Source organism: Reyranella sp. (assembly GCF_965228225.1).
Lineage (GTDB): Bacteria > Pseudomonadota > Alphaproteobacteria > Reyranellales > Reyranellaceae > Reyranella.
The window spans coordinates 2,844,564-2,863,234 of sequence record NZ_OZ245801.1 but is presented as its reverse complement, the minus strand read 5'-3'; the positions used below and the strand labels follow the sequence as shown (position 1 = coordinate 2,863,234).

Below are 18,671 nucleotides of genomic sequence, written 5' to 3'. Positions count from 1 at the left end.
CGGTGACAAGGCCGACGCCCGCCTGGCAGCTCGTGCTTGCCTTCGCGCTGTCGCTGTCGACCCTGTGTCTGTTGATCGGCTGGCTGCAGAACGTCCACATCATCAGTTCGAACGGGATGTACAAGAGTATCCAGGCCGAGCCCTGGATCTCGAGCCCGTCGACCGCACGGCTCGACCCGTCGAACTATCTGTTCTTCCCGCTCTATGGGATCAGCGCCCGGTTGCTCGACACTTTAGGCATCCTGCGCGGTGTGCCCTGGAAGCAGTTCGCCTACCTCAATGCCTTCTGGGCGAGCCTCGGCACGGTCGTCATCTACGCCTTCGCGCATCGGCTCTCGGGCAGCGCGATCGTGGCGGCGCTGGCGTCGGTGTTCCATCTGGGCTGCGGCTTCGTCCTGCTGCTGTCGGTCATCAGCGAAGACATCATGCCGGGCTATGTGTTGGTCCTGGCCTCGATGGCGCTGGCAGGTCTCTGGTTCGACCGGCCGACGTGGAAACGCATCGCGTTCGTCGGGGTGCTGTTCACCCTGGGCTGGCTGATCGAATGGCGGCTGATGTTCCCGACCCTGCCAGCGCTCGCGCTGGCGCTGCTGGTCGCGCCGGAGCCGATGCGACAACGCCTCGGCCATGTGCTCGTGCTGATCGCGTCGATCCTCGCGACCTCGGGCATCGTGCAGCTCTCATGGGAAGGGCACAATGGCGCCATCGGTCTCCACGACATCCTGTGGACCGGGAAGGGGGTCGCCACGGGCTGGGCGGGCGTGAGCTGGGACAAGGCCTGGATGATGCTGTCCGGCGTCGGCAACTACCTGCTCCTGGTCGGAGGCTTCGTCGATCCGCGCTCGGCGCGCGAGGCCCTGATGCCGCTTTCGCTTTCTGTCCTCGTACAGGCCGCGGTCTTCGTTGCGAGCGTCGTGGTGTTGTGGCCGCGCCGGCACGACCCCCGCATGCGCGCCGTCGCCATCGTCTTCCTCGGCACACTGGGAGCAGGGCAGGTCCTGAACTTCTATTCTCAGCCGCAGGACCCGCAGATGCAGCTCAACGTCATGCCCTGGCTCACCGTGGCCTGGACGTTGCTGCTCGCGGCTCTGCTGCCCTCGCGTCGCGGTGTTGGCATCGTGCTGGCGGTCCTGTCGTTCGCGCCCTTCGCCTGGAACGTTTCGGCGCTGGCCAGGTGGCGCGGCGACGACACGCGCTGGCTGGCGGCGACCGCCGGCCTCGAAGAGCGCTTCCCGCCGGCCTCCAGCGTCTTCCTCTATTTCGGCTACGAGCCGATCACGACGTGGAAGTACGCGCTGTGGAGCCGGACCTGGGACTGGGACAACAAGGTCGAGATCCCGCCGGCGCCGTCCGCCGATCCGAAGTTCAAATGGATCGCCGTCAACGCCGGCGCGATCCGACATCCCGGCTGGACGGCCGCGGAACACGCTTCAGCGCTGAAGCGTGACATCGACCTGGCGCTCGACCGAGGCTACCGCGTCATCGTCTCCGACATGTGGTCATGGCCGCCCGATGTACTGGCGGCCTATCTCGGCACCGTTGCAGCATCCGGCCGCAGCGATGCGATCTACCGCATGCTGCACGACGACTTCCATGCAACGGAGGCGTTCCGGGATCCGATCGCGGGAACCTACTACGAGTTGCAGCGACGCTGAGCCGACGCGCGACAATCTCTCCTCATTGACGGCACACCCGCCGGCCCGTATATCGGCCGCGGGCCACGCTCCCCCACCGGAGTGCATTTCTTCTGTAAGGGAGAATGACAATGACGAAGCCGTCTCTGCGTCCTGCGCGTCCCGATTTTTCTTCGGGCCCCTGCGCCAAGCGTCCGGGTTGGACACCGGAAGTTCTCAATGATGCCGCCGTCGGGCGGTCCCACAGGTCGAAGCTCGGCAAGAAGAAGATCGTCGAGGCGGTCGACCGCACGCGCGCGATCCTCGGCATCCCGGCCGATCATCGCATCGCCATCGTTCCCGCGTCCGACACCGGTGCGGTCGAGATGGCGCTGTGGTCGCTACTCGGCGCCCGCCCGGTCGACATGCTGACCTGGGAAAGCTTCGGCGAGGGCTGGGTCACCGACGTGGTCAAGCAGCTCAAGCTCAAGGACGCCCGCACGCTGAAGGCGGGCTATGGTCAGATCGCCGACCTGACGGCGGTCGACTGGACGCACGACGTGGTCTTCACCTGGAACGGCACGACCTCAGGCGTGAAGGTCCCGAACGGCGACTGGATCGCCGACGACCGCGAGGGCCTCGCGATCTGCGACGCGACCTCGGCGGTCTTCGCGATGGACCTGCCGTGGGCCAAGCTCGATGTCGTCACCTGGTCCTGGCAGAAGGTCATGGGCGGCGAGGGCGCACACGGCATGCTCGTGTTGTCGCCGCGCGCCATCCAGCGGCTCGAGAGCTACACGCCGGCATGGCCGATGCCGAAGATCTTCCGCCTGACCTCGGGCGGCAAGTTCTCGGAAGCCATCTTCAAGGGCGACACGATCAACACGCCGTCGCTGCTCTGCATCGAGGACGCGATCGACGGCCTGAAGTGGGGCGAGGGTGTCGGCGGGCTCAAGGGCCTGATGGCGCGCTCAGAGGGCAATCTCGGCGTGCTCGAAAAGTTCGTCGAGCAGCGGCCCTGGGCGGCCTTCCTGGCGGCCGACAAGGCGATCCGCTCCAATACGTCGGTGTGCCTGGTGATCAAGGCGCCGTGGTTCACCGCGCTGCCGGCCGACAAGCAGGCCGCCGCGGCGAAGAAGATGGGCGACCTGCTCGAGGCCGAGAAGGCGGGCTACGACGTCGGCTCGTACCGCGACGCCCCGCCGGGCCTGCGCATCTGGTGCGGCGCCACGGTCGAGAAGGCCGATCTCGAAGCGCTGCTGCCGTGGCTCGACTGGGCCTACGGCGAGATCGAGCAAGAGTTCGGCGCCAAAGCCGCCTGATTACTCATTGGAGCGCGCCACTCCAGTGGCGCTCATGAATCATGATTGCGCCACTGGAGTGGCGCGCTCCCCTGACTTGAGGAGTATTGATAATGGCAAAGCCCAAGGTTCTCATCTCCGACGAGCTTTCTCCGCGCGCCGTCGAGATCTTCTCGGAACGCGGCTGCGACGTCGATTTCAAACCGGGCCTGAAGCCCGCCGAGCTGCGCGAGATCATCGGCAACTATGAGGGCCTGGCGATCCGGTCGGCCACCAAGGTGACGGCTGAGGTCCTGGCCGTGGCCAAGAAGCTCAAGGTCGTGGGCCGCGCCGGCATTGGCGTCGACAATGTCGACATCAAGGCCGCGACTTCGCACGGCGTCGTCGTCATGAACACGCCGTTCGGCAATGCCATCACCACGGCCGAGCACGCCATCGCGCTGATGTTCGCCGTTGCCCGCCAGGTGCCGGAGGCCAATGCCAGCACCCAGGCCGGTAAGTGGGAAAAGAACAAGTTCATGGGCACCGAGCTCAGCTTCAAGACGCTGGGTCTGATCGGCTGTGGCAACATTGGTTCGATCGTGGCCGAGCGCGCCATCGGCCTGAAGATGCGCGTCGTGGCCTACGACCCGTTCCTGAGCGACCAGCGCGCGAGCGAGCTGGGCGTCGAAAAGGCGACCTTGGAGCAGGTTCTGGCCCGCGCCGACTTCATCACGGTGCACACGCCGCTCACCGAGCAGACCAAGAATATCCTCTCCCGCGCCAACCTGATGAAGACCAAGAAGGGCGTGCGCATCGTCAACTGCGCGCGCGGCGGCCTGGTCGACGAACTGGCGGTGCGTGACCTGCTGGTCTCGGGCCACATCGCGGGCGCGGGCTTCGACGTGTTCGTCGAGGAGCCGGCCAAGTCGAACGTCCTGTTCGGTGCGCCCAACCTCGTCTGCACGCCGCATCTTGGCGCGTCGACGGTGGAAGCGCAGGAGAACGTGGCCCTGCAGGTTGCCGAGCAGATGGCCGACTATCTGCTGACCGGCGCGGTCACAAACTCGCTCAACATGCCCAATGTCTCCGCCGAGGATGCACCCAAGCTGGCTCCTTATCTCGACCTGGCCGAGAAGTTGGGGTCGTTCGCGGGCCAGCTCACCGACACCGACATCAAGGCCGTCTCGATCGAATACGAGGGCCAGGTAGCGAGGCTCAACGTCAAGCCGCTGACGCAGGTGGCGCTGATGGGCGTGCTGCGTCCGCAGCTCACGTCGGTCAACATGGTCAATGCGCCGGTCATCGCCCGCGAACGCGGCATCGAGGTGGCGGAGGTCAAGCACGAGCGCGAGACCGACTACAATTCGATGATCCGCCTCTCGGTCACGACGGAGAAGTACACGCGCTCGGTGACGGGCACGCTGTTTGGCGGCAAGCATCCGCGCATCGTCGAGATCAAGGGCATCGAGATCGATGCCGAGTTCGCGCCGCACATGCTCTACATCACCAACGACGACAAGCCGGGATTCATCGGCCGGCTGGGCACGCTGCTGGGCGAGGGCAAGGTCAACATCGCGACCTTCCATCTCGGCCGCGACAAGCCGGGCGGATCGGCCATCGCGCTGGTCCAGGTCGACCAGCCGATCTCCGATGACCTGATGGGCAAGATCGTCGGTATCGACGGCGTGGTACAGGCGAAGGCGCTGGGATTCTGATTGCTGTTTGATTACGCGAAGGTCCGCTGGGCGGACCTTCGCCGTGCTCCTGAGCGACCGCTCAGAAGGCTTCCCGGCGAACGGTCGAAGCTTCTCCCCGATACATCGACGAGTCTTTGACTCTCGCGCACCGGCCGACGGCGGAATGTGCCGTCGCCATGTATATTCGTGTGTGCGGAACATGACGCTCGGCAGCGTGCCTTTTGGATAGTTGCCAACAGATTACGATTTACAATCCTGCCGATTGCCCCTTTACTTGCGTTGAACGTCGCATGGGAATTTTGTGCCTTATATTCTCTTTATGCGGGAACTTGGAGGGGCTCGGCTAGGAGCTCTCCCGACGGCATGGCCGTCGACTGCTCGGCGCTCGGAATTCCGGAACAGAGTTCGTTCGGCCGCCTGGGGCGGCCGTTTTGGTGTGCGGCGTGATCTTCAGGAGTAGCTGGGCATGGCGAGTTTCATCGGCACTTCGGCCAACGAGACCTTTGACGGCACCGAGTTCAACGACACGGCAATCGGCAACGGGGGCAACGATACGCTGAACGGCAATGGCGGGGACGATACGCTTCACATCAACGGCCGCGGCACGAGTGCGGCGCTCGGTGGGACCGGCAGCGATACGTTGATCGCAGAAGGCGGTGGCGCGAAGTCGTTGTTCGGCGGGGAGGATGACGATTATCTCTATGTGGGCGGCAGTGCGAATGGGTATGGAATCTATGGAGGCGATGGTTTCGACACGCTCGGCCTCTACGGCACGACGACGATCGACCTGTCTTCAACTCTAGTCGCCGACGTCGAAGCCTTCGTCGGTACGGATTCAGACGATGCGATTACCCTGAGTCTGGAAGCTTTTACTGCCTTCGGCACGTTCGATGGCGATGGCGGCTCCGATGTGTTGAGCCTGAGGAGCCTTGGGAGCCAGGATGTTTCGGATGTGACGACGGGGGCGTGGTTCAGTTCTGAGAATATCGAGACATTGAGGGTCCTTGGCGGGACGGGCGACGACCAACTCCGACTGTCGGTCGAGCAGTTCGTTGGGGTCAATCGGTTCAACTTGGGGCAGGGCTTGGACGTCCTGCACTTGGAGACCGCGGGCGATGTCGATTTTACGATAAGCTTCCCCCGCCTGTTCGGCGTGGAAACCCTCATTCTAACGGGCACCGGCAGCGTCCGGATGAACGTGGCGCAGCACGCCAAATTCACTTCGGTCGCCAGCGATATCTTCGTAACGGTGGCTGACACCGGCGTCCGGCTTCAGCACTACACGCCCGCCCAGCTCGCCGACATGGCCGAGCGCGTCGACATGCTCGATGCGACGAACGACGTGCTGGCGCTCACCGTGGCGAAGCTCCAGGCGCTTGGTCCGATCGCCCTCGCGGCCGATGACGTCGTGACCCTCGCCGATACGGGGGCCAATCTCGCGGCCCTGACGGCGACGGAGCTGGCTGCCGCCGCGGCGGCGGGTATCGACAAGATCAACGCAACCGACAATGCGCTTTCCCTGACCGTGGAGCAGTATCGCGCCGTTGCCGGCACGATCGAGCTGACGGCCAAGGACACGGTGACGCTCGCGGATACGGCTGCTGCGCTCGGTGCGATGTCCGCGTCCGATATCGCAGCGCTCGCCGGCAGGGGCGTCGACCGCATCGATGTGACCGACAACGCACTCACCTGGTCTTTGTCGCAAATCCAGTCGTTGGGTGCGGTGAAACTGACAGTCGCAGACACGGTGACGGTCGCGGGCATCGGCGCCGAGATCGGGGCGCTGACGCCGGCGCAGCTCAGCAGCCTGTCGGCGAAGGGCGTCGATCGGCTCGAGGTGACCGATGGCGCACTGACACTGACCAAAGCCCAGGCTCTGGCGCTGCGCGCAATGACGCTGGGAGAGGCCGCTGTGGTCGTCGTGGCAGACAGTGGTTTGCAGCTGACGAATCTGACACCAGCCCAGATTCTCGATCTTTGGACAAAGGGCGTCGACCGCCTCGATGCGATCAGCGGTTCACTGATCCTTACGGTGGCTAAGTACGACGCCTTGCATGACCTTGCCCTGACGGCGAATGATGTCGTGAGCCTGACTGACAGCGGTGCAAATATCAGCGCGCTTACCGCCTCGGCCATCGCGGCGCTCGCGGCGAAGGGCATCGACCGGATTGATGCGGCTGATGGCGCGCTGACGCTCAGCGTGGCGCAGTATCGAGCCTTGGGGACAGTCGCCCTGACCCTCGCGGATCATGTGATCCTGGCGGACACCGCGGCAAACCTCGCGGCGCTGACGCCTGCCGAGAACGCTGCCCTGGCCAGCAAGGGCATCGACGAAGTCCTGGCCGTCCTTCCCACCACGATCGAGACGACGATGGCGAGCTATACGCTCGACTCATTCGCCAACAATCTGAGGTTCATTGGCACCGGGCCTTTCTCGGGGACCGGCAATGACCTCGACAACGTAGTTTCCGGTGGCGACTCGGGCGATACGCTGAGCGGTCTCGCCGGTAACGATACACTGGCCGGCGGCAATGGCGATGACATACTGATCGGCGGGCTCGGGAATGACATCCTGAGTGGTGGCGCGGGAAGTGGAGACTACGCCTCCTATGTCAACGCCACGACCGGGGTCACCGCATCGCTTGCCAACCCGTCGTCGAACACTGGCGAGGCAGCCGGCGACACCTATATCTCGATCGAGCGACTTGCGGGCTCCAGCTTCAATGACACGCTGGTCGGCGACGCCGGCGCCAACACGCTGCGTGGCAACGCTGGCGCCGATGTCCTGAACGGCGGTGCCGGCAGCGATTATGCGAGCTACACCACCGCCACCATGGGCCTCACGGCGTCGTTGTCCAACCCTGGCATCAACACGGGGGACGCGGCAGGCGATACCTATATCTCGATCGAATCTCTTGCGGGGTCGAATTTCGACGATATCTTGGTCGGTGACGCGTCCGACAACACGTTCCAAGGCAATCTGGGGGCCGATCAAATCGACGGCGGTGCCGGCTTTGACTACGCGTCCTACTTCAACGCGACCACGGGCGTTACTGCGTCGCTGGCCAATGCCGCGATCAATGCTGGCGAGGCTGCGGGCGACACCTACGCCCAGATAGAAGGTCTGACCGGATCGGCGTTCGCCGACATCCTCGTCGGTAATGGCGGAGACAACTGGCTGCTTGGCGGCGGTGGCGCCGATAAACTCGATGGCGGTTCAGGATTCGACACCGCGGGTTACGGAAACTCCACGATCGCTTTGACGGTATCGCTCCTCGACCCGTCGGCCAACACGGGCGAGGCGGCGGGTGATGTCTACACATCCATCGAGGGGGTGAGCGGCTCGTCGTTCAACGACATCCTGATCGGAAACGCGGGCGCCAACACGTTGTCCGGAGGCTTCGGCAACGACTCGCTTTCCGGCGGCGATGGCAACGACCAGCTCATCGGTGGTTCGGGGGACGATTTCCTCGAAGGAGGGGCGGGTGCAGATGTATTCAACGGCGGCGACGGGACCGATACGGTCTCCTACTATCAATACAGCGTCTCTGGCGGAGCCGGCGTGATCGCATCGCTGGAGAACGCTTCGATCAATACCGGCGATGCAACCGGCGATACCTATGTCTCGGTCGAGAATCTCGCGGGAACGTTCTGGAACGACACGCTGATCGGGACCAGCGGGAACAATGTCATCGACGGCGTCAACGGCACCGATGTGTTCAATGGCCGGGGAGGCATGGACACGCTGATCGGGAGCGGCGGGGGCGATACTTTCGTCTTCGACTCGGTGATCGGTGCGGGCAACCTTGCGACGATTTCCGGCTTTGTGCATGGCCAGGATCATTTCAACCTGGACAATGCGATCTTCACGCAGCTCGGGGCCGAGGGAGCGCTCGGTGCGGGGGCATTCGTCAACGGCGCCGCAGCCCTCGACGCGAACGATCGCATCATCTTCAACACCGCCACGGGCAATGTGAGCTACGATGCCGATGGCTCCGGTGCCGGTGCGGCCGTGGTCTTCGCAACGATGCAAAACCTGGGCGTCGCGCTGGACCACACTGACTTCATGATCGTCTGACGCTAGAGACGATGGGACGAACCGGATCGCCCCGCTCGGGCGCCAGGAGGCGATGGCTGCTGCCGTCTGCGCCTGGCAAGGCGAATCGCACCGTGGCGGGCTTCGTCGTTGCGCCAATGATGCCCGCGCTTATCCTCGCGGGCGTGGTGCTCGCCGCCGGCGGCGACGCGCAGACCCTGGGTTACGCGGCGTTCGCCGGATACATCTCCTACCCGTTCGCGCTCCTGATCGGCCTGCCGTCGTACCTTGTGATGCGGCGCAGGCGCTGGGACGGGCTCCGGGCCTACCTCCTGCTGGGGCTCGCGCTGGGGGCGTTGTTCGTTGCTCTCTTCGCCGGAGTGGCGGGCTTCGAAGGCGATGCCGCCGACTCCGCTTGGCTGAACCTGCTGGCCAATCTCGCCTTCCTGTTGCCGTTCGTGCTCGTCTGCGCGGTCGCGTCCACCCTGGCCTTCTGGCTGATCGTTCGCCCCGACCTTCGCCGGCCTTAAGGCGGTTCGGTTGGCTGGTGGCGTCGGTCCAAGCCTTCGGCCAGCTTATGCCGATATTAGAAGATGTCCGTCGTGCCGCGACGAACCCGGACGCTAGTGTTTCTGCCCTGCAACGAGGAGGCGAGTGCGATGGCCCGTGTCAGCGAGATCGAGGAGGATGGCGGCGATCCGATCCTGAAGGCGGCGTTCGACCGGCAGCGCGAGATGTTCGGCGGCCTGCTGAACCCGACCAAGGTCATGGCGCACTGCCCGCCGATCCTGCGGGCGGCGGGCATGCTGGGGCAGTCGATCGAGGAATCGGGCCTTCTGCCCAGAGGCCTGCCGGCGCTTCTTTACGTGCGCGTCGCGACGATCAATGGCTGCCCGTTTTGAATCGACATCAATTCCAGCCGTGTGCTGGAAACGACGGACGGAGGGATGGAGAAGCTGGCCGAGGTCACGACTTGGCGTGACAGCACGCTCTTCAGCGAGGCCGAGCGTCTGGCGCTCGAATATGCCGAGCGCATCACCTACACCGACCGCAAGGTCGACGATGCGCTGGTCGATGACCTGAAGAAGCACTACAGCGAGGCGCAAATCGTCGAGCTGACGGCGGCGATCGCGATGGAGAACTTCCGCTCGAAGTTCAATCCCGCCCTCGGCATCGAGGCGCAAGGCTTCTGCATGGTGCCCAAACGCGGCTAGACTGGCGGCACCAGCAGAAGTCGGAGGAAACCATGACCGAGACCGTCCGCTACATGGATCGCACGAGGGACTACTATCGCGCTCTCGGCTATCCGTCCGACTATGTCTGGTCGCGCTTCGACACGGTGCCGTTCGCCCCTCTCGCCAAGCCCTTGTCCCAGGCGAGGATCGGCCTCGTGACGACGGCAAGTCCGCCCGACCTCGGCAATCGCGATGCCTCCGGCACGCGGCAGGTCTGGTCGGACGCGATCTCTGGGGCACCGGCGAGACTCTTCACCGACAACCTCGCCTGGGACAAGGAATCGACCCATACCGACGACCGGTCGAGCTTCCTGCCGATCGAGGCCGTCCAGCATTGGGCGGCAGAGGGCCTGGTCGGCGATGTGTCAGCGCGTTTCCATGGCGTGCCCACCGAGTACAGCCAGCGCAAGACCATGGAAATCGATGCGCCGCAGGTGCTGGCGCGATTGCGCGCCGACGGTGCCGACGCGGCGCTCCTCTCGCCGCTTTGACCCGTTTGCCACCAAACCGTGAGTTTGGTCGCCCGCCATCTCGAAGCCAACGGAATGCCGACGGTGATCGTCGGCTCCGCCCTCGATGTCGTCGAATATTGCGGCGTGCCGCGCTTCCTGTTCACCGATTTCCCGCTGGGCAATCCGTGCGGCCCGCCGTGGCGGCAGGACCTGCAACGCACGATCGCGGGTCAGGCGCTGGACCTCCTGCGCGATGCCGCCGCGCCGCGGACCACCCTGCGGTCGGATGTGCCCTGGCCGTCCGACGACGACTGGCGGCCGCGCTATGGGCGCGTGAAGCCTGAGGATGTCGAACGCCTCAGGGCATTGGGCGAAGAGAGGCGCCGCACGCAGGCTAAGGCACGAGCGCCGGGGTAGGGCGCCTGCGCGCGCTATTCCATCTGGACGTTGAGTTCGCGCAGTTTCTTGCCCCAGAAGGCGTGCTCTTCGCCGACGAACTTGGCGAACTGGGCGCGGGTGCGTTCGGGCGGCATCTCCAGCCCGTCGCGCGCCAGCGCCTCCTGCCACTTGGGATTCTTCATCGCTTCCTTGGTCGCCTTGTCGATCTTGTCGAGGATGTCGGGCGGGGTCTTGGCCGGGGCGAACAGGCCCTGCCAGCTGGTGACGACGACGTCGATCCCCTGTTCCTTCAGGGTCGGCACGTCGGGCATGGAACTGACGCGCTTGTTGCCCGTCACCGCCAGCGCCTTGAGGTTGCCGCCCTTCACCTGGGAAACCGCGGGCGGCAGCGACGAGAAGTTCATGGTGATCTGACCGCTGATCACGTCGGCCACCGCCGGTCCCGTGCCCTTGTAAGGCACGTGGGTGATCTTGATCCCGGCCGCTTCCGCGAACAGCGCACCGGCGAGGTGGTTGTTGCCGCCCACGCCCGACGACGAGAACGTGAGCTTCTCGGGATCCTTCTTGGCCATCGCCACCAGCTCGGCCGCATTCTTCACCGGCACCGAGTTACCCACGACGAGGACGTACTGGTAATCCGTGATCTGGCAGACCGGCGCGAGGGTGGCGAGGGTGTCGATCATGCCCTTCTGGACGTGCGGGTTGATGATCACGTTGGTACCCACGGCGACGAACAGGGTCTGGCCGTCAGGCTTGGCGTTCGCGACGGCGCGCAGGCCGATCGAACCGGCGGCCCCCCCCTTGTTGTCGATGATGATCTGCTGGCCGATGACCGGGGTCATGACGTGCGCGAGTTCGCGGGCATTGATGTCCGTGCTGCCGCCCGCGGCATAGCCGACGACGAAGGTGACCGGGCCGGTCGGCCAGTTGGCCTGGGCGCGCGCGGCGGACGGCAGAAGCAGCGACGAGCCGCCGAGGGCCAGCGCATGGCGGCGGGTGATGGGAAACATGGTCTTCCTCCTGTGCGCGCGCGGTCATCCGCGCCGCGCAACCTCTGTTTGCCGGGACCTTGCGGCCAATTCTTTCGGCCGGCAAGCGGTGCCTAGTTCTTCCCCGCGACGTAGCGGCCGGCGCCGTCGCCGGCGAGCTTGCCCAGCACGGCGCCGGAGACCAGGCCCGTGCCGCCGGGGTAGTTGTGATAGAACAGCCCGCCCACGAGCTCACCCGCGGCGAACAGGCCGGGGATGGCGTGACCGTCGGTGTTCTCGACCTCGCCCTCGTTGCTGATCTTCAGCCCGCCGAAGGTGAAGGTGAGCCCGCAGGTCACCGCATAGGCCTCGAACGGTCCCTGGTCGATCGTGTTGGCCCAGTTCGTCTTCGGCACGGCGAGGCCGCGCGTGCCGCGGCCGTCCTTGACCGCCGGGTTGAACGGCACCTCGGTCATGACGGCGGCATTCCATTCCTTGATGGTCTTCAGGAACTGCTGCTCGTCGACGCCTTCCAGCTTCTTCGCCAGTTCCTCGATCGTGTCGGCGCGGACCTTGGTCATGCGTTTGATGCGGTACTCGTCGCGCAGCTTGTCGAGCACCTTCGAGTCGAAGATCTGCCAGGCAAACTGCTGCGGCTGGGCCAGGATCACGGCGCCGTACTTGGCGTAGGTGTAGTTGCGGAAATCCGCGCCCTCGTCGACGAAGCGCAGGCCGTTGGCGTTCACCATGATGCCGAGCGGGTAGGAGTGCTTCTGGAAATTGTCGCCGACGTCGAGGTCGCCGAACTCCGGCGCGTTCATGTCCCAGCCGACGGCATGGCCGCCCGACCAGTTGCCATGCGGCTTGGCCCCGATCGCCAGCGCCATGTTGATGCCGGCGCCGGTGTTGAAGCGGGTGCCGCGCACCTTGGCGAGATCCCAGGTCGGTCCGAGATAGCGCGTGCGCATCTCGGCGTTGCTCTCGAACCCGCCGCAGGCCAGAACCACCGCCTTGGCGCCGATCTTCACCTTGCGGCCCTTGTGGCGGGCGATGACGCCGCGCACGACGCCGTCCTCCTCGATCAGCGAGACGGCCGCCGTCTCGTAGTGGATGGGGATGCCGGCCTTGACGGCCGCCTTGTGCTCGAGATCGACCAGGCCCGGCCCGCCGCCCCAGGCCTCGACCGCGAGGCCGCCCCAGAACTTGTACTTGCCGTTCACCTTGAAGGCCTGGCGGCCGTAGGAGGGCTGGAAGCGCACGCCCTTGGAGCGCATCCACTTCATGGTCTCGAAGGAGCGGCCGATCAGGATGTCGGTCAATTCGGGGTCGCAGCGATAGTTGGTCACCCGGCCCATGTCGTCGAGATACTGGTCGGCGGTATAGCTGCCGAAATCGACGTCGCGCTTCTCGTCCTCGGTGAGGTCGTAGAGCTGCACCAGGTCGTCGACGCCGTGGAAAACCACGCGCATGGCGCCGGCCGTAAAGGTGCTGTTGCCGCCGCGCTCGGCCTCGGGAGCCGCCTCCAGCATGGCGACCGACGCGCCCGTCTCACGCGCCGCCAGGGCCGCGCACGCCGCGGCATTGCCCGCACCAACCACCAACACATCGACCTGAAAATCGTCCACGCCTCGCTCCTCACCTGACCTGGACCTCACCCCGAGGAGCGGCCCGGAAGGGCCGCGTCTCGAAGGGTGGGCGACGAGCGAGGTGCTCGTTCCGTGCTTCGAGACGCTCGCTGCGCTCGCTCCTCAGCATGAGGTCATTGGCGTTCGTATAGCGCGTTTTACCTTCGCCCGAACTGCTCTAGAATAGGCGCAATGGGTGATCGTTTCGACCGTCTTGCAGTCCGGCATGCAAATGTCGAGGTGCTGCTACGCCGTCCCGGCATCGGGCACAATAACGGGCCGACCTTCGACATGTCGTGGGAGGCCTGGGTGTGGCGCCGTGCCGCCGCCAAAGCCTGGAAGACGCCCAAGCCCGAAGTGGCGATGATGCGTTTGAAGCGCGCCGAGCGGCTGGGGATCACCTATCGTGAACTCACCTCGGTGATCATGGATTCGGGCGCCCATCTCAGCGCCGCCGTGATGCCGCTGTCACTGGCTGCTCGTGTGCGCCGAGGTCCGAACCGCGAAATCATCGTCGAGCCGCGCAATTCCATCGCCGCCTTGGTGGCGAAGTTTCGGGGCCGACTGTTCGTGCTGGGCGATATCGAGGCCGTGCCGGGCCTGTCGGACGAGGAACGCGAGGGCTTCCTGGCGATCCTCAACCGGGCCTTCGACGGCAAGGTCGAAGCGGTCGGCTGGGGCCATGACGGGCCGGCCATCCGCTCGATGCTGAAGGCGAACGCGCTGCCGCACCAGGAGGCCTTCATGGTCGGCGCCGGCATGGGGCATCGGGTTCTCGCGGAGGCGGCCGGCCTGCCGCTCACCAAGGATATCGACACGTGGCTCGCGCCTGCGGGGTGAGGTATCTGAAGGGGCATGACCTCATCGTTTGAACCGCCCCTCAAGGGCGTCCGCGTCGTCGAACTCACCCACACGATCCTGGGGCCGTCCTGCGGCATGATCTTGGCCGATCTCGGGGCCGAAGTGATCAAGGTCGAGCCGGTCGATGGCGACCGTACGCGCAAGCTGCGCGGCTTCGGCGCCGGGTTCTTCGGCTACTTCAATCGCAACAAGAAGAGCCTGGCGCTCGATGCGGATTCACCCGAAGGCCGTAAGGCGCTGGTGAAGCTGCTCGAGAAAGCCGATGTGCTGATCGAGAACTTCGCGCCGGGTTCGATGGCCAAGCGCAAGCTCGCACCGGCGGATCTCGAGAAGATCAACCCGCGGCTCGTCTACTGCGCGCTCAAGGGGTTCCTGCCGGGGCCCTACGAGAAGCGCCCGGCGCTCGACGAGGTCGTGCAGATGATGGGCGGGCTTGCCTACATGACCGGCCCGAGCGGTCGGCCGCTGCGCGCCGGAACCTCGGTGATCGATATCGTCGGCGGCATGTTCGGCGCCTTCGGGACCGTCCTGGCGCTGAAGCAGCGCGACCGGACGGGGAAGGGCGGTCTGGTCGAAAGCGCGCTGTTCGAGTCGGTGGTGTTCCTGATGGGCCAGCATCTCGCGATCACGGCGATCAACGGCATCGCACCGCCGCCGATGCCGGAACGGGTGAGTTCCTGGGCGGTCTACGAGATCTTCAACACGGCCGACGATCTGCAGGTCTTCGTCGGCATCACCAGCGACGGTCAGTGGAAGCGCTTCTGCGAATTCTTCAAGCAGCCCGAGCTGGCAGCCGAGCCGAAGCTCGCCACCAACAACCTCCGCATCGAAGCGCGGCCGTGGCTGGTGCCGAAAGTCGCCGAGGTGTTCAAGGCCTATACCAAGGACGCGCTCGAGCAGATGTGCCTCGAGGCAGACATCTCCTTCGCGCCGGTCGCCCGGCCGCAGGACCTGTTCGATCATCCGCACCTGTTGGCCAACGGTTCGCTGGCGCCGACCACCCTGTCGGGCGGCGTGCAGACCCGTCTGCCGCTGCTGCCCTTCCAGATGATGGGCTGGCGGCCCCCGCTCGTCTCCAATCCGCCGGAGATCGGCGAGCACAATGACGAGGTGCTGGCGGAGGTCGGTTACGACGCGGCGGGCATCGCCGGGCTGAAGACGGCCGGGCTGCTCGGACCCAAATAGGCGCGCGACGAGGCACGCCTCGAAAACACACCGTCAGATTCGTCCGACGTCTTCCAGTGATCGCACGATGTGATCGTGCAGCCGGCGGGCCGGGGCGCTGAGGCCACGCGCGGCGAGCAGGGCGATCTCGGTGTCGTGCAGATCGGGCAGCATTGAGCGCCGTTCGACCACGGTGAGTCCGGGGGGCACCATGTCCTTGGGCAGCACGGTGACGCCCAGGCCGGCCTTCACGGCTGCGTGCTGGCCGGCCAGGGAGGCGCAGCTGTACGCGACCCGCCAACGGCGGCGCGAGCGGTTCAGACTATCCGTGGCGCGCTTGCGGTAAACGCAGGGCGGCGGCGAGACGACGAGAGGCAGGGGGCCCTCCTCGGGCAGCACCAGTTGACCGGCAGCCACCCACACCAGCGGCTCGCGCCATACGCGGACGCCCCGGTTGGAGCGTTCCGGCTCGCGCTTGACCAGCACGAGGTCGAACGCGCCCTCCCGGAAACGTGCGACCAGGGTGAGCGTGAGGTCGCATGTCACTTCGAGCTGCACGGCAGGGTAGGCCTGGGCAAAGCGCGCCAGGACCTGCGGCAGGTAGCTGGTCGCAAAATCCTCCGGCGTGCCCAGGCGCACGGTCCCGGCCAGCGCCGGCTGCGCCAGGCTGGCGACCAGCCGATCGTTCAGCTCGAGCATCTGGCGGGCGTGGGGCAGGAGCGCGTCGCCCTCGGCGGTCAGGCGGACATGCCGCGTCGCGCGGTCGAGCAGGCGTTTGCCGAGCCCGTCCTCGAGGCGCTTGATCTGGAGACTGAGGGTCGACTGCCGGCGCAGCAGTGTTTCGGCGGCGCGCGTGAAGCTGGCAAGGTCGGCAACCGTCACGAAGGCGCGCAGGAGATCGACGTCGAGGTTGTGCAGGCGCGCCATGACTTATCAATTTCCCTGAATAATTAGTCGCCAACTATCAATTTCCGGGACAAGGCGCCACCGCCTAATGGAGGGCACCGAAAACGCCGAGGCCCCCATGTCCTTCTTCGATCTAGCCGGCCAGAACATCCTCTCGCCGATGGTGCTGTTCTTCGTGCTCGGCGCCGCCCTCAGCCTTGCCCGCTCGGACCTCTCCATTCCCGGGTCGGTGGCGAAGCTGCTGTCGCTTTATCTGATGATGTCGATCGGTTTCCGGGGCGGCGGCGAGGTTGCCCATCATGGACTCTCCGCAACCCTGGCGGCGGCGCTGGCGGCGGGTGTGACGCTGTCCTTTGCTATCCCGTTCGCGGCCTTTGCGCTGCTGCGCGCCGCCACGCGGCTCTCGGTCCCGGATGCGGCATCGGTGGCTGCTCACTACGGCTCGATCTCCGCCGTCACGCTGGTCGCCGTCACCAGCGCCCTCGGGCAACTCGGGATCCCTTTCGAGGGCTACATGATCGCCGTCGCCGCGGCGATGGAGACCCCGGCGATCCTGAGCGCCCTCTTCCTCGCGCGGGGTGGACAGGCGCAGGGGCGGGGAAGCGAGCTGGTCCGCGAAATCCTGCTGAACGGCGCGGTCGTCATGCTGCTCGGCTCGTTCCTGATCGGTATCGTCACCGGCGACCGGGGACAGGTACTGCTCAAGCCTTTCCTGGTCGATGCCTTTCCCGGCTTCCTCTGCCTATTCCTGCTCGACATGGGACTGGTGGCCGGCCGGGGCCTGCGCGACGAACGGCGGTTGCTGTCCCTCCGGCTCGCGGTGTTCGCCGTCGTCATGCCGCTGATCGGCGGCACGTGTGCGGCGTTGCTGGCGCCCTGGACCGGATTGTCCACGGGAGGGATCGCGGTGTTCATCACTCTCGCGGCCTCGGCCTCGTACATCGCGGTCCCGGCGGCGATGCGGCTTGCCCTGCCGCAGGCCACGGCGGCGATTCCGCTCACGCTCTCGCTCGGCGTGACCTTCCCGTTCAACCTGCTGCTGGGGATACCCCTCTACATCTCCGTGGCGCGCGCGATCGGCGGATAGCGAGGCGTAAAGGTCGCATTTTATCCACAGGGTCAGACAAGAACATTCATCGAACTAATGTCAAGAACATTAGTTCGATCAGGGGTTTATTGTTCCGTTGCCGGCTGGAACAAAATGGGTACATTGGCGCCACCAGACATTCGAACCTGAGGCGGACTTATCCGCATTGCCGCTCCTGACAGGGGCATGGGAAGAAGGAGAAAGCCAATGTCGGCGATGCTCAAGGTGGTCGAAAAAGAAGGCATGGAAAGCAAGAACAAGGCGCTGGACGCCGCTCTCGCCCAGATCGAGCGCGCTTTCGGCAAGGGTTCCATCATGAAGCTGGGCCAGCGCGAGGCGCTGGAAATCGAATCGATCTCGACCGGCTCGCTGGGCCTCGACATCGCGCTGGGCATCGGCGGCCTGCCCAAGGGCCGCATCGTCGAGATCTACGGTCCGGAAAGTTCGGGCAAGACGACGCTTGCCCTGCACGTCATCGCGGAAGCGCAGAAGAAGAGCGGTTCCTGCGCCTTCATCGACGCCGAGCATGCGCTCGATCCGGGCTATGCCAAGAAGCTGGGCGTCGACATCGGCAACCTGCTGATCTCCCAGCCCGACGCCGGTGAGCAGGCGCTCGAGATCGCCGACACGCTGGTGCGTTCCGGCGCCATCGACGTCCTCGTGATCGACTCGGTGGCGGCCCTCGTGCCGCGCGCCGAACTCGAAGGCGAGATGGGTGACTCCCTGCCGGGCCTGCATGCCCGCCTGATGAGCCAGGCGTTGCGCAAGCTCACCGCCTCGATCTCCAAGTCGAACACGCTGGTGATCTTCATCAACCAGATCCGCATGAAGATCGGCGTCATGTTCGGCAGCCCCGAGACGACGACGGGCGGCAATGCGCTGAAGTTCTACGCCTCGGTCCGCCTCGACATCCGTCGTATCGGCGCGCTCAAGGACAAGGACGAGGTCGTCGGCAACGCCACGCGCGTCAAGGTCGTGAAGAACAAGGTGGCGCCGCCGTTCAAGGTCGTCGAGTTCGACATCATGTATGGCGAGGGCGTGTCCAAGAACGGCGAGTTGATCGATCTCGGCGAGAAGGCCGGCGTCGTCGAGAAGTCAGGCTCCTGGTACTCCTATGACGGCACCCGCATCGGCCAGGGCCGCGAGAACGCCAAGAATTATCTCCGGGAGCACCCCGAGGTCGCCAACGCGATCGAGAACAAGGTGCGCGCCAATGCCGGCATCCTGGCCAACGTCCTGATGGATGGCGGCAAGGAAGAGGATGACGACGAGGAATAGCGGACCCTGATCCCCTGTCTCCGGGTCCCTAAGGGCGGTACCGCACCCCACGCGCGGTACCGCCCAT

The 18,671-nt window shown here is 65.3% G+C and carries 16 protein-coding genes; 13 read left to right on the top strand and 3 right to left on the bottom strand.

Features of this window, described 5'->3' with window-relative positions; all coding sequences use genetic code 11:
* The first annotated feature begins 2 nt into the window (after positions 1 to 2).
* The 9 genes from ACO07K_RS13755 to ACO07K_RS13715 all read left to right on the top strand — a co-directional run bounded on the left by ACO07K_RS13755 (position 3) and on the right by ACO07K_RS13715 (position 10,733).
* Positions 3 to 1,655: a hypothetical protein gene (locus tag ACO07K_RS13755; RefSeq protein WP_422036493.1), complete on the top strand. Its 1,653-nt coding sequence runs from the start codon at positions 3 to 5 to the stop codon at positions 1,653 to 1,655.
* A gap of 104 nt (positions 1,656 to 1,759) precedes the next feature.
* On the top strand, positions 1,760 to 2,935 hold the full coding sequence (locus ACO07K_RS13750) for a phosphoserine transaminase (protein WP_422036492.1): 1,176 nt from the start codon (positions 1,760 to 1,762) through the stop codon (positions 2,933 to 2,935).
* A 92-nt stretch (positions 2,936 to 3,027) separates the two neighbouring features.
* Positions 3,028 to 4,611 (top strand): phosphoglycerate dehydrogenase, encoded by a 1,584-nt coding sequence (gene serA, locus ACO07K_RS13745; RefSeq protein ID WP_422036491.1) that lies wholly within the window; start codon positions 3,028 to 3,030, stop codon positions 4,609 to 4,611.
* Between the two features lie 448 nt (positions 4,612 to 5,059).
* The gene (locus ACO07K_RS13740) at positions 5,060 to 8,671 is read left to right on the top strand and encodes a beta strand repeat-containing protein (RefSeq protein ID WP_422036490.1); all 3,612 of its coding nucleotides are present in this window, start codon (positions 5,060 to 5,062) and stop codon (positions 8,669 to 8,671) included.
* A 92-nt stretch (positions 8,672 to 8,763) separates the two neighbouring features.
* A complete protein-coding gene (locus ACO07K_RS13735) occupies positions 8,764 to 9,159 on the top strand; it encodes a hypothetical protein (RefSeq protein WP_422036489.1) in 396 nt (131 codons plus the stop codon).
* Positions 9,160 to 9,288: 129 nt separating this feature from the next.
* Positions 9,289 to 9,531 (top strand): hypothetical protein, encoded by a 243-nt coding sequence (locus ACO07K_RS13730; protein WP_422036488.1) that lies wholly within the window; start codon positions 9,289 to 9,291, stop codon positions 9,529 to 9,531.
* Between the two features lie 45 nt (positions 9,532 to 9,576).
* A complete protein-coding gene (locus ACO07K_RS13725; protein WP_422036487.1) occupies positions 9,577 to 9,843 on the top strand; it encodes a carboxymuconolactone decarboxylase family protein in 267 nt (88 codons plus the stop codon).
* 32 nt (positions 9,844 to 9,875) lie between these two features.
* A complete protein-coding gene (locus ACO07K_RS13720) occupies positions 9,876 to 10,355 on the top strand; it encodes a hypothetical protein (protein WP_422036486.1) in 480 nt (159 codons plus the stop codon).
* Positions 10,356 to 10,373: 18 nt separating this feature from the next.
* Positions 10,374 to 10,733 carry a hypothetical protein gene (locus ACO07K_RS13715; protein WP_422036485.1) on the top strand — a complete coding sequence of 120 codons (360 nt, stop codon included), beginning with the start codon at positions 10,374 to 10,376 and terminating at the stop codon, positions 10,731 to 10,733.
* Positions 10,734 to 10,747: 14 nt separating this feature from the next.
* Here ACO07K_RS13715 and ACO07K_RS13710 read toward each other — a convergent pair whose 3' ends face one another.
* A complete protein-coding gene (locus tag ACO07K_RS13710; RefSeq protein ID WP_422036484.1) occupies positions 10,748 to 11,725 on the bottom strand; it encodes a Bug family tripartite tricarboxylate transporter substrate binding protein in 978 nt (325 codons plus the stop codon).
* Between the two features lie 92 nt (positions 11,726 to 11,817).
* A complete protein-coding gene (gene tcuA / locus ACO07K_RS13705) occupies positions 11,818 to 13,308 on the bottom strand; it encodes an FAD-dependent tricarballylate dehydrogenase TcuA (RefSeq protein ID WP_422036483.1) in 1,491 nt (496 codons plus the stop codon).
* Between the two features lie 192 nt (positions 13,309 to 13,500).
* Between tcuA and ACO07K_RS13700 the strand changes: the two genes are divergently transcribed.
* Positions 13,501 to 14,148 (top strand): hypothetical protein, encoded by a 648-nt coding sequence (locus tag ACO07K_RS13700; RefSeq protein WP_422036482.1) that lies wholly within the window; start codon positions 13,501 to 13,503, stop codon positions 14,146 to 14,148.
* Positions 14,149 to 14,163: 15 nt separating this feature from the next.
* Positions 14,164 to 15,354, top strand: coding sequence for a CaiB/BaiF CoA transferase family protein (locus ACO07K_RS13695; RefSeq protein WP_422036481.1), 1,191 nt, complete (start codon positions 14,164 to 14,166; stop codon positions 15,352 to 15,354).
* Between the two features lie 33 nt (positions 15,355 to 15,387).
* Here ACO07K_RS13695 and ACO07K_RS13690 read toward each other — a convergent pair whose 3' ends face one another.
* Positions 15,388 to 16,260: a LysR substrate-binding domain-containing protein gene (locus ACO07K_RS13690; protein WP_422036480.1), complete on the bottom strand. Its 873-nt coding sequence runs from the start codon at positions 16,258 to 16,260 to the stop codon at positions 15,388 to 15,390.
* Between the two features lie 97 nt (positions 16,261 to 16,357).
* Between ACO07K_RS13690 and ACO07K_RS13685 the strand changes: the two genes are divergently transcribed.
* Both ACO07K_RS13685 and recA read left to right on the top strand, forming a co-directional pair.
* The gene (locus tag ACO07K_RS13685) at positions 16,358 to 17,326 is read left to right on the top strand and encodes a sodium-dependent bicarbonate transport family permease (RefSeq protein WP_422036479.1); all 969 of its coding nucleotides are present in this window, start codon (positions 16,358 to 16,360) and stop codon (positions 17,324 to 17,326) included.
* 207 nt (positions 17,327 to 17,533) lie between these two features.
* Positions 17,534 to 18,604, top strand: a complete 1,071-nt coding sequence (gene recA, locus ACO07K_RS13680) for a recombinase RecA (RefSeq protein WP_422036478.1) — start codon at positions 17,534 to 17,536, stop codon at positions 18,602 to 18,604.
* Positions 18,605 to 18,671: the final 67 nt, after the last annotated feature.

Bases quoted from the DNA above. Each gene is read 5' to 3' on its own strand.
- ACO07K_RS13695 (WP_422036481.1), top strand. From the start codon at position 14,164: ATGACCTCATCGTTTGAACCGCCCCTCAAGGGCGTCCGCGTCGTCGAA.
- ACO07K_RS13730 (WP_422036488.1), top strand. From the start codon at position 9,289: ATGGCCCGTGTCAGCGAGATCGAGGAGGATGGCGGCGATCCGATCCTG.
- ACO07K_RS13750 (WP_422036492.1), top strand. From the start codon at position 1,760: ATGACAATGACGAAGCCGTCTCTGCGTCCTGCGCGTCCCGATTTTTCT.
- ACO07K_RS13710 (WP_422036484.1), bottom strand. From the start codon at position 11,725: ATGTTTCCCATCACCCGCCGCCATGCGCTGGCCCTCGGCGGCTCGTCG.
- ACO07K_RS13740 (WP_422036490.1), top strand. From the start codon at position 5,060: ATGGCGAGTTTCATCGGCACTTCGGCCAACGAGACCTTTGACGGCACC.
- ACO07K_RS13720 (WP_422036486.1), top strand. From the start codon at position 9,876: ATGACCGAGACCGTCCGCTACATGGATCGCACGAGGGACTACTATCGC.
- ACO07K_RS13685 (WP_422036479.1), top strand. From the start codon at position 16,358: ATGTCCTTCTTCGATCTAGCCGGCCAGAACATCCTCTCGCCGATGGTG.
- ACO07K_RS13700 (WP_422036482.1), top strand. From the start codon at position 13,501: ATGGGTGATCGTTTCGACCGTCTTGCAGTCCGGCATGCAAATGTCGAG.
- ACO07K_RS13690 (WP_422036480.1), bottom strand. From the start codon at position 16,260: ATGGCGCGCCTGCACAACCTCGACGTCGATCTCCTGCGCGCCTTCGTG.
- ACO07K_RS13725 (WP_422036487.1), top strand. From the start codon at position 9,577: ATGGAGAAGCTGGCCGAGGTCACGACTTGGCGTGACAGCACGCTCTTC.
- recA (WP_422036478.1), top strand. From the start codon at position 17,534: ATGTCGGCGATGCTCAAGGTGGTCGAAAAAGAAGGCATGGAAAGCAAG.
- serA (WP_422036491.1), top strand. From the start codon at position 3,028: ATGGCAAAGCCCAAGGTTCTCATCTCCGACGAGCTTTCTCCGCGCGCC.